The sequence below is a fragment of the candidate division WOR-3 bacterium genome (genome assembly GCA_026418155.1).
Classification (GTDB): domain Bacteria; phylum Hydrothermota; class Tepidihabitantia; order Tepidihabitantales; family CAIPLT01; genus JAOABV01.
In genome coordinates, this window is the sequence record JAOABV010000072.1 from 1 (window position 1) to 8,168 (window position 8,168).

An 8,168-nucleotide genomic window follows, 5' to 3' on the forward strand; every position below is an offset into this window, starting at 1 on the left:
GTGTTTATCAAATGCTGATATTACCGCTTTGTGTGATGAAAATGACATATTTTTGGTCAATAATAACGCTTGAACAGAATAGAACATTGCATAATAAGTCCTTGATACTGATGATTCGTAATCTTTTGACTTCAGAAGCAACTCAGCACTCTTCAGATATTTCTCTGCTCGTTTAATAAGCGACTTTGTTTCTTTCAAATCACAACTCCATCATTTCGAACATTTAACAGTAAAGGACTTTTGACTTTGTAATATTTATTTTCAGATATCGGGTATACCGAGATCAATAATCCATATTTTAAGTTTATTTTCGTAATTATATCAATCATACGGTCAATTTCTCTTCCCGGAATAACCTTTCCTTTCAGAACCACAAGAATGTCTATATCTGATTCTTTGGTTGCTTGTTCTCGCGCCCAAGAACCATATAGTATAATCTTTACAAATCGTTTTCCATATAATCTTATAATCTCTTTCCTAAATTCTTGAAGTATATCAGTGATAATCATAGATACTTCTTTTTGAAATCTCTAAAAGAGATAAATGCGCTTTTTTCGATTTTGCTTCGTTCCTCGCATAGTTTCTTAGGTAAATTAGGTTGGCTTGATAGCATTTTGATTGTTTTCTTTATTTCATCATACTCATCAATCGGAATCAGAACTGATTTCATACTTTTTATTGTTATTGTCGCCATACCTATATATTAATTCTAATCCATTAAAAGTCAAGAACAAAAAAAATTTGATACTGGGTCAAAACTTATAAAAATTGAATAAAAATCATTTGAGATTCTGAAATAAATTCAGAATGTCTTTTGTAATGATTCGGGGGTAAAACCAACCTATTGACTTTTCGAGTTTTCCTAATAAAATGATTTCGTGGTTACTTTGATACGCGATATTGCTAAATATGAAGGAAAGACCGTAACTCTTGCTGGATGGGTTTATAATAAACGGTCATCAGGTAAAATCCGCTTTGTCTTAGTGCGAGATGGAACGGGTATTATCCAATGTGTCTTTTCCCAAAAAGATGTCTCGGCTGAAGCATTTGAATTGGCAGATAAGATTACTCAGGAATCTTCTTTATATATTACTGGTTCAGTTAGAAAAGATGACCGCGCCCCAGGCGGTTTTGAACTGATAGTCAGCGACCTAAAATTAATCCAGATGGCAGAAGAGTATCCAATAACTCCAAAAGAACACGGCATCGAATTTTTAATGAAATATCGTCATCTCTGGCTTCGGTCTCGCCGACAACATGCAATTATTCTTATTCGTTCAGAACTTATTAAAGCCTGTCGTGACTTCTTTGATAATCAAGGTTTTGTTTTAGTTGATACACCTATTCTCACTCCTGCGGCAGTTGAAGGCACAACCACACTGTTTGAAGTTGATTACTTTGGTGAAAAGACCTATCTGACTCAATCCGGTCAACTCTATAATGAACCGGATGCTGCTGCCTTTAATAAGGTCTATTGTTTTGGACCGACTTTTCGTGCGGAAAAATCTAAGACCCGAAGGCATCTAACAGAATTTTGGATGTTAGAACCAGAAGTTGCTTTTGCGGATTTGAATGATATTATTATTTTAGCCGAAGATTTAATCGTTTATATTATTGACCGAGTTTTAACTAAGTGCAAAGAACAATTTAAGGTATTAGAGCGGGATACGACAAAATTAGAAAAAGTTAAAAAGCCATTTCCGCGTCTAACTTATACTGAAGCAGTTGAAAAGTTAAATGCTAACAATAAACCAGTTATCTGGGGTGATGATTTTGGCGGTGATGAAGAAACTGTCTTATCTAACTTGTATGAGCGACCTTTAGCCGTTACTCATTATCCGGCTCAATGTAAGGCATTTTATATGAAACGCGATCCGCAAGATAACCGATTAGTACTCGGTGTTGACATTTTAGCACCTGAAGGTTATGGTGAAATTATTGGCGGTGGTCAAAGAGAAGACGATTTGAAGACACTGGAACAGAGAATCGAAGAACACAAATTGCCTAAACAGGCATTTGAATGGTATTTAGATGTCAGACGCTATGGAACTTTTCCCCATTCTGGTTTCGGCTTAGGCATTGAACGAACTCTGGCTTGGATTTGTGCTCTTCCGCATGTTAGAGAGACTATTCCCTATCCAAGAATGTTGGAAAAAATATATCCGTAAGCATAGACAATCTGTGCAGATGAGTAGATACGATTACTGCAATCAAAATTATTTTAGCATTCATAACTTATTTTATTATTTTATCATAGGAGGTGACAAATGACTGAAAAGAAAGTCGGTAAAGTGACCCATTTTTTTGGTAAAATCAGTGTAGCGATTGTGGAACTGACTGATGACTCATTATCAGTTGGTGATACAATTCACATCAAAGGTCATACTTCTGATTTTACCCAAAAAGTAGAATCTATGCAAATTGAACATAAAAATGTGGAAAAAGCCGAAGTTGGCCAATCAATCGGTCTCAAAGTAATTGCCCACGCGCATGAAAACGATATTGTCTACAAAGTTATTGAATAAAAACTTATTCCGGCTTTTTACGATAAAATCCGCATCATTGATAAACTTTTGCAACCAATACATATCAAAAAATGTCTAAATCTATGATACTTAAAACTTATTGTGCTATTCTGACAAGAGAATTATTAATTAGAAACACAACTAAAAGGAGCTATGGCAAGAAGTAAAAGTAAACAAAAAATAAAAAGGCATCGCATTCGACTCAAATGGAAACGTCGTAAAGAAAAGCAAAAAATGCTTTTGTCTCAAAATCAGCAGACTAACCAGGACCAACAAATCATTACCTCGGCGTAATTTCCATTTAAGCCGACATTATGGAAATATTAACTGCATACTGGGTAGCCATTATTCTCGAACTATTAACTGCAAAATCCTCTTTAAGTTCCATTTGAGTCATTATTGAGAAAATATTAACCGCCAAGCACTGTATCGTTTTGACTATAAATACTATTAATTCTTTATTGCCTATGTAGTGTTTATTTTAATTTAATGAAAGGCATAATTTATCTTGCTCCGTTTGGTAAACAAAAAACAACTGAATTACTTTTAACCAAAGCAATTGAGTCCATAACAGGAAATGATTTTTCTGAGATTCTTTATATAGGACCAACTCCCAGAAAGATTCGCGAGGCCCAAATCACATTTACCAAATTAGTTAATTTTAGTGGTTTTATTCCGCCTGAATTTTACACTATCAAACAATTTGCCTATGATGTTTTTGAAAAATATGCCAAAAATAAACGAGTCCTTTCTGATTTTATCCGGCCATTACTAATTAAAAAACTTGCACCCGAAATCACAATTGGTTATGCTCAAAGTCTTGCCGATTTTATCCGTGAAATCAAACAATATCATCCAGATACTTCGATTGACGAACTGCGAACTAAAATTCAACAAGAATTATCGGCAAAAGGAATCATCGGATATGAGGAAATTCAAAAACAGATTTTCTCAGCAGTTGATATTTTAATTCAGTATAATGAGTTACTTGAGAAAAATAATTGGGTTGATGCTGAAGATATTCTTAAAACTACTACTGAACTAATCCAAGATAAGTTAACAATCAAAACTTTAGTTCTTGATGGCTTTTTCTACGATTTAACTCGTCTTGAAGAAAAATTAGTCTGCGAACTGATTAATAAAGCCAAAAAGATATTTGCCTTATCATTTTACGATTCTCGAACACCTGAAGCATATGCTTTACCCCAAGAATTTTTAACTTTTTTGAGAAATCTCAATGTGTTATCCGAAGAAAAACTGCCGGATTTACCAGAGATTCGAAGCGATTTACCCTACTATGTATTTTCTTCAATTGAAGACGAAGTTGAAGCCATTGCCAGCACGATTAAGAAAAACTTCTTTGACCAGAAACTATCTTTGAATCATACCATTGTTACATTTAGTCGCTTGCGTGATTATGAATCTTTAGTTCGTCGGACTTTCACAAAATACGGTCTCCCCTATTCAATTTACCTAACCAAACCTTTAAGTAAAACGCAACCAGTAATTGCGGTTCTTGAATTATTGCGCGCAATTATTAACGGTTATCCGCGAAGTTCAACGGTCGCGGTCTTATCTTCACCTTATTTTAAAAGATTTTCTAATGCAACGAAAGAATGGGTAGGACATTATTCTAAATTGGCTGGCATAATTAAAGATAAGATTGATTGGCAAGGTTTTGCGACCCGAACTATTTCTGCAATTGAAGATGACCGTGAACTTTCCCGTCAAGAAAAACAGACGATTAATGATGTTCAAAAAGAGATTAATACTTTTCTGGCTTTAACCAGCAAGTTCAAACAACCGAAAAATAGTTTGTCTGGTTATGCTCAAGGTCTGAGACAACTTTTAAGCCAATTGGAATGGTGTCAAGGATTAGAAACTGATAACAGTCAACCTGATTCCAATCAAGCAATAATTCAACAAATAATCAAAATCAAAAACGAACTTTATCGAATCTTAGACCAGATTGAAAATTTTGAGTCCGATTTTGGCAAAACTGATTATACTGAAGATGAGTTCTTACGCATCTTTGAGTATCTCTTAAATTATCATCAACTACTTCCGGAAGTTGAAGTCAAGGGTGTTGCGGTTTTAGAGTTTTTAGAGACTCGGGGTTTGGATTGTGACCATCTCTTCTTTGGTGGTCTGAGCGAAGACAAATTTCCTGGTGAACCCAAATATGACCCAGTGCTTCCTTTATGGTTAAAGCAAAAACTAAACCTACCGAGTTTAGAACGACATTTAGCCCGTGCCAAGTTCCATTATTTTCGGTTAGTTAATACTGCTCGGTTTGACACTTTTCTCTCTTATTATGATACAGATGCGGACCGGTTACTTTTGCCATCACCGTTTTTAGGTAATAATCAACGCAATTTTGAGCCATTCAATATTATCTTTACTCACGAACAAAATGCGCGATGTCAAGGCGCAATTGAACAAATTAATTTTACTGAATTTATGGCACCAGTTAATTTTAGTCAAGACCCCGAGATTCAGAAAATCTTAAGCCAAAAATTTGGTCCGACTCATCGCTTTTCGGTAACCTATTTGGAAAAATATCCGCGTTGTCCTTATCGATTTTATTTAGAAAATGTTTTAGAACTCTCAACCATAGAAGAACCTCGTTATGAGATTGAAGCCAAACTTTGGGGAAATATCAGTCATAAAATAATGGAACGGTTATATCAAAAACAAATTATACCGATTGAAAGATTAGGTCAGGAAATCGAAAAAGCGCTCAATGCGGTTTTACAAGAAGAAAAACTGCCGGTCTTTTGGCAAGAAGCCCTGCGACGCATTTTCAATGACCTTATACCTGATATCCTAAATATCGAGCAACAGATGAGAACACAAGGTTTTCAGCCCTTACAGATTGAGCAATATTTCACGGCTAATCTTGATGGTATAAAACTTTCGGCGCGGATTGACCGCATTGATGGAAAAACCCTCTCTAATGACCCTACGCTTAAGCAAGTAAGAATATTAGATTATAAAACCGGCAAAATTGGCAATATAACATCAAACCATATCGAAAGCGGTTATCATCTCCAATTACCCCTTTACGCTTATATTGTTAAAAAGAATAAGCCCAAACTCCAAATTATTGATGTGGGGATTTATTCATTAACGGATAGTAAAGTATACTGGCTTATTGCCAAAGATGCTACCAAGGTAAAACCCCAAGACCTCGAGCGCCTCATTGAATCTGCAGTTAGCCATACGAAAAAAATTGTCCATCAGATAAGAAATGGTATCTTTGACTTAAAACCCGTATACTCTAATGATTGTCAGATTTGCGATTATGTGCCAATCTGTCCCTTAAAAACCCAAGAAGCCAATCTCAATATATCTTTTGACACGGCAGAAGAAGAAGTTGTATAAAAGTTTATGTTAAAAAGTAAAATCGTCTCTTCACCGGCTGGTTCGGGAAAAACGCAAAAACTGGCTGAGCGTTATATTGAATTACTCCAACAAAACATTCCTCCAGAAAGGATTCTTACCATTACTTTTACTGAAAAAGCCGCGGCTGAAATGAAAGAGCGAATCTTTCAACTCCTTCGAGAAAAAGACCCGCTAATGTATCAAAAACTGAAAGAAAAGTCTTTATCTTTGCGTATTCAGACCATCGATGCCTTTTGTCTTTCTTTATTAAAACGGTTTGCGGTTATGCTTGGCTTACATCCGGATTTAGAAGTGCTTGCTGACCCTGATGCCATTTGGACCGACTCGGTCTATGATACCTTAATGACAATTGCTGAGCAAGAAAAAGGTTCTTCTGACTATGAACAATTACTTGAGGCAATTGTGTCAAATAAATTTCAAGGTTGGCCCAACTTAAAAAAACTATTTGATAGTCTCTTTAGTAAAAGACAATCGATTGAACGCGGTAAAATTCCCTCTTACGAAAAATTATTTGATGTCCAGTCATTAGTTACTAAAATAATGCAACATCCGTTGACTTATCAATTAATTCCTAATTTTTCAATTCGCGTGCCCAAAGATTTATCGGAATTTGAAATCATCCAGCGAGAACTTGAATCAATCAAACATACCTTTTTGACTAAAAATAATAATCTTCGAAGTGATGTGCGTCATCCTGAAACTCACGAATGGTATCAGTTAATGTTTCAATACTGGCGATCTATTTTAACCATTAACAGTAATTTGCAATTCAAGGTTATTTTTGATTTATTTCTGAGACGGTTTCTTGCTGCCTACAATGACCGCAAAAAGCGGTTGCACCAAGTTGATTTTAATGACTTAGAACTTTTAACCTATAAAGTTTTAACCGCGCATCCGGAATGGTCTAACATCTTATATATCTTTGATGAACACACTGACCACATTTTAGTCGACGAATTTCAAGACACCAGTTTTTTGCAATGGGCGATAATCACCAAATTAGCCGAAGAATGGCTTTCTGGTTTAGGGGCTAAACGCGAACGCGGGATAAGACCGACAATATTTTTGGTTGGCGATGACAAACAATCAATTTATCTCTTTCGAAACGCCCATTCCGAAATTTTTGAAATTGCGAAATCTTATCTGTCTTCCCGTCTCAAATCGGATGAATTGGAAATTGTGGAAATCACGGATAATTATCGGTCCTTGTCATCAATTATTGATTTTACTAATTTTGTCTTTCCGAAAATAATGACTGCATCTCAAGATGCTTCTGCATGGCAAACTCGTTATCGACCTTTTGTCCGAAAAAGAAATAACCCTAACCCGGGAATTGTGCAAATCATATTAGATACATCTCAAGGCAAAATAAAAGAATTGCGCCAAATCGATGCCGAACTTGTTGCGTTAAAAATCTTAGACCTCATTGGTAAACCCATTGTCTATGATGCTCAAGAGAATGCTCGGCCTTGTCGGTTTGAGGATATTACGATACTTTTGCGGCGCCGGACGCATTTGGCAGAATACGAAAATGCTTTAAGAAAATATCGCATCCCTTTTATCATTGTTAAGGGTGCTGGTTTCTATACCTCACCGGAGATAGCGATTTTAGTTTCCTTAGTAAATTTTTTATCCGACCCGACCCGCAATTATGATTTCTATGTTGTGCTTAAAAGTCCGTTATTTGGTTTAACAGAAAAAGAAATTTTGCTAATCAGTCAAACCGGGCAAAGTCCAGAACCTAACTTATGGCATCGTTTCCAAGACATAGCACAAAAAATTCCTCGCTATCAAGCGTTAGTCTCTCAAATCCGGCAGTGGTTATCGCAGATGGGCTTCTGTCCGGTCACAGAAATCATAGAAGAGATTCTAAATATTCGTAATGTCTGGAAAACATTTTGGCAACCCCAACAGATGGTTAACATCAAAAAGTTTCTGAAAATTGTTGAAGATTTAGAGAATAACGGTGCGCATCCGCTATCAATCTGTGAATATTTTGAAAAACATCAAGGCCAAGAAGAAGCCAAAGCCAATGTCAATACCGAAGGAAGAAATGAAGTCAAACTAATGACTATCCATTCGGCAAAAGGATTACAATTTCCCGTCGTCTTCTTTGTGGGTTTAGATGAGCCTTTTGAAACTAAGGGAAAAAAGAGCGAAATCTCAGACCATCTTTTAGTAAATGAAGTGAATGAAAAAGAAGTTTGGGTCTCTTATGAACCTGACAGTAACTTGAGA

The 8,168-nt window shown here is 35.9% G+C and carries 8 protein-coding genes; 5 read left to right on the forward strand and 3 right to left on the reverse strand.

Annotated elements, in window-relative coordinates; translation table 11 throughout:
* From N2201_06955 to N2201_06965, 3 genes are all read right to left on the reverse strand, one after another.
* Positions 1 to 198 (reverse strand): HEPN domain-containing protein (locus N2201_06955; GenBank protein MCX7785937.1); only part of this gene is annotated, 198 nt, incomplete at its 3' end.
* Entirely contained in the window at positions 195 to 509 is a 315-nt protein-coding gene (locus N2201_06960) for a nucleotidyltransferase domain-containing protein (GenBank protein MCX7785938.1), read from the reverse strand. The genes N2201_06955 and N2201_06960, both read right to left, overlap by 4 nt.
* Positions 506 to 694, reverse strand: a complete 189-nt coding sequence (locus N2201_06965; protein MCX7785939.1) for a hypothetical protein — start codon at positions 692 to 694, stop codon at positions 506 to 508. The genes N2201_06960 and N2201_06965 overlap by 4 nt, the downstream gene beginning before the upstream one ends.
* A gap of 184 nt (positions 695 to 878) precedes the next feature.
* Here N2201_06965 and asnS point away from each other — a divergent pair, with 184 nt between their 5' ends.
* The 5 genes from asnS to N2201_06990 form a co-directional block, all read left to right on the forward strand.
* Positions 879 to 2,168 (forward strand): asparagine--tRNA ligase, encoded by a 1,290-nt coding sequence (gene asnS / locus N2201_06970; GenBank protein MCX7785940.1) that lies wholly within the window; start codon positions 879 to 881, stop codon positions 2,166 to 2,168.
* Between the two features lie 99 nt (positions 2,169 to 2,267).
* The gene (locus tag N2201_06975; protein MCX7785941.1) at positions 2,268 to 2,525 is read left to right on the forward strand and encodes a translation elongation factor-like protein; all 258 of its coding nucleotides are present in this window, start codon (positions 2,268 to 2,270) and stop codon (positions 2,523 to 2,525) included.
* 153 nt (positions 2,526 to 2,678) lie between these two features.
* Positions 2,679 to 2,819, forward strand: coding sequence for a hypothetical protein (locus tag N2201_06980; protein ID MCX7785942.1), 141 nt, complete (start codon positions 2,679 to 2,681; stop codon positions 2,817 to 2,819).
* 195 nt (positions 2,820 to 3,014) lie between these two features.
* The gene (locus tag N2201_06985) at positions 3,015 to 5,909 is read left to right on the forward strand and encodes a PD-(D/E)XK nuclease family protein (protein MCX7785943.1); all 2,895 of its coding nucleotides are present in this window, start codon (positions 3,015 to 3,017) and stop codon (positions 5,907 to 5,909) included.
* A 6-nt stretch (positions 5,910 to 5,915) separates the two neighbouring features.
* A partial coding sequence (locus tag N2201_06990) for a UvrD-helicase domain-containing protein (protein MCX7785944.1) occupies positions 5,916 to 8,168 on the forward strand: 2,253 nt, incomplete at its 3' end.

Excerpts from the sequence above, each read along its gene's own strand:
- N2201_06960 (MCX7785938.1), bottom strand. The coding sequence starts at position 509 with ATGATTATCACTGATATACTTCAAGAATTTAGGAAAGAGATTATAAGA.
- N2201_06965 (MCX7785939.1), bottom strand. The coding sequence starts at position 694 with ATGGCGACAATAACAATAAAAAGTATGAAATCAGTTCTGATTCCGATT.
- N2201_06975 (MCX7785941.1), top strand. The coding sequence starts at position 2,268 with ATGACTGAAAAGAAAGTCGGTAAAGTGACCCATTTTTTTGGTAAAATC.
- N2201_06980 (MCX7785942.1), top strand. The coding sequence starts at position 2,679 with ATGGCAAGAAGTAAAAGTAAACAAAAAATAAAAAGGCATCGCATTCGA.
- N2201_06985 (MCX7785943.1), top strand. The coding sequence starts at position 3,015 with ATGAAAGGCATAATTTATCTTGCTCCGTTTGGTAAACAAAAAACAACT.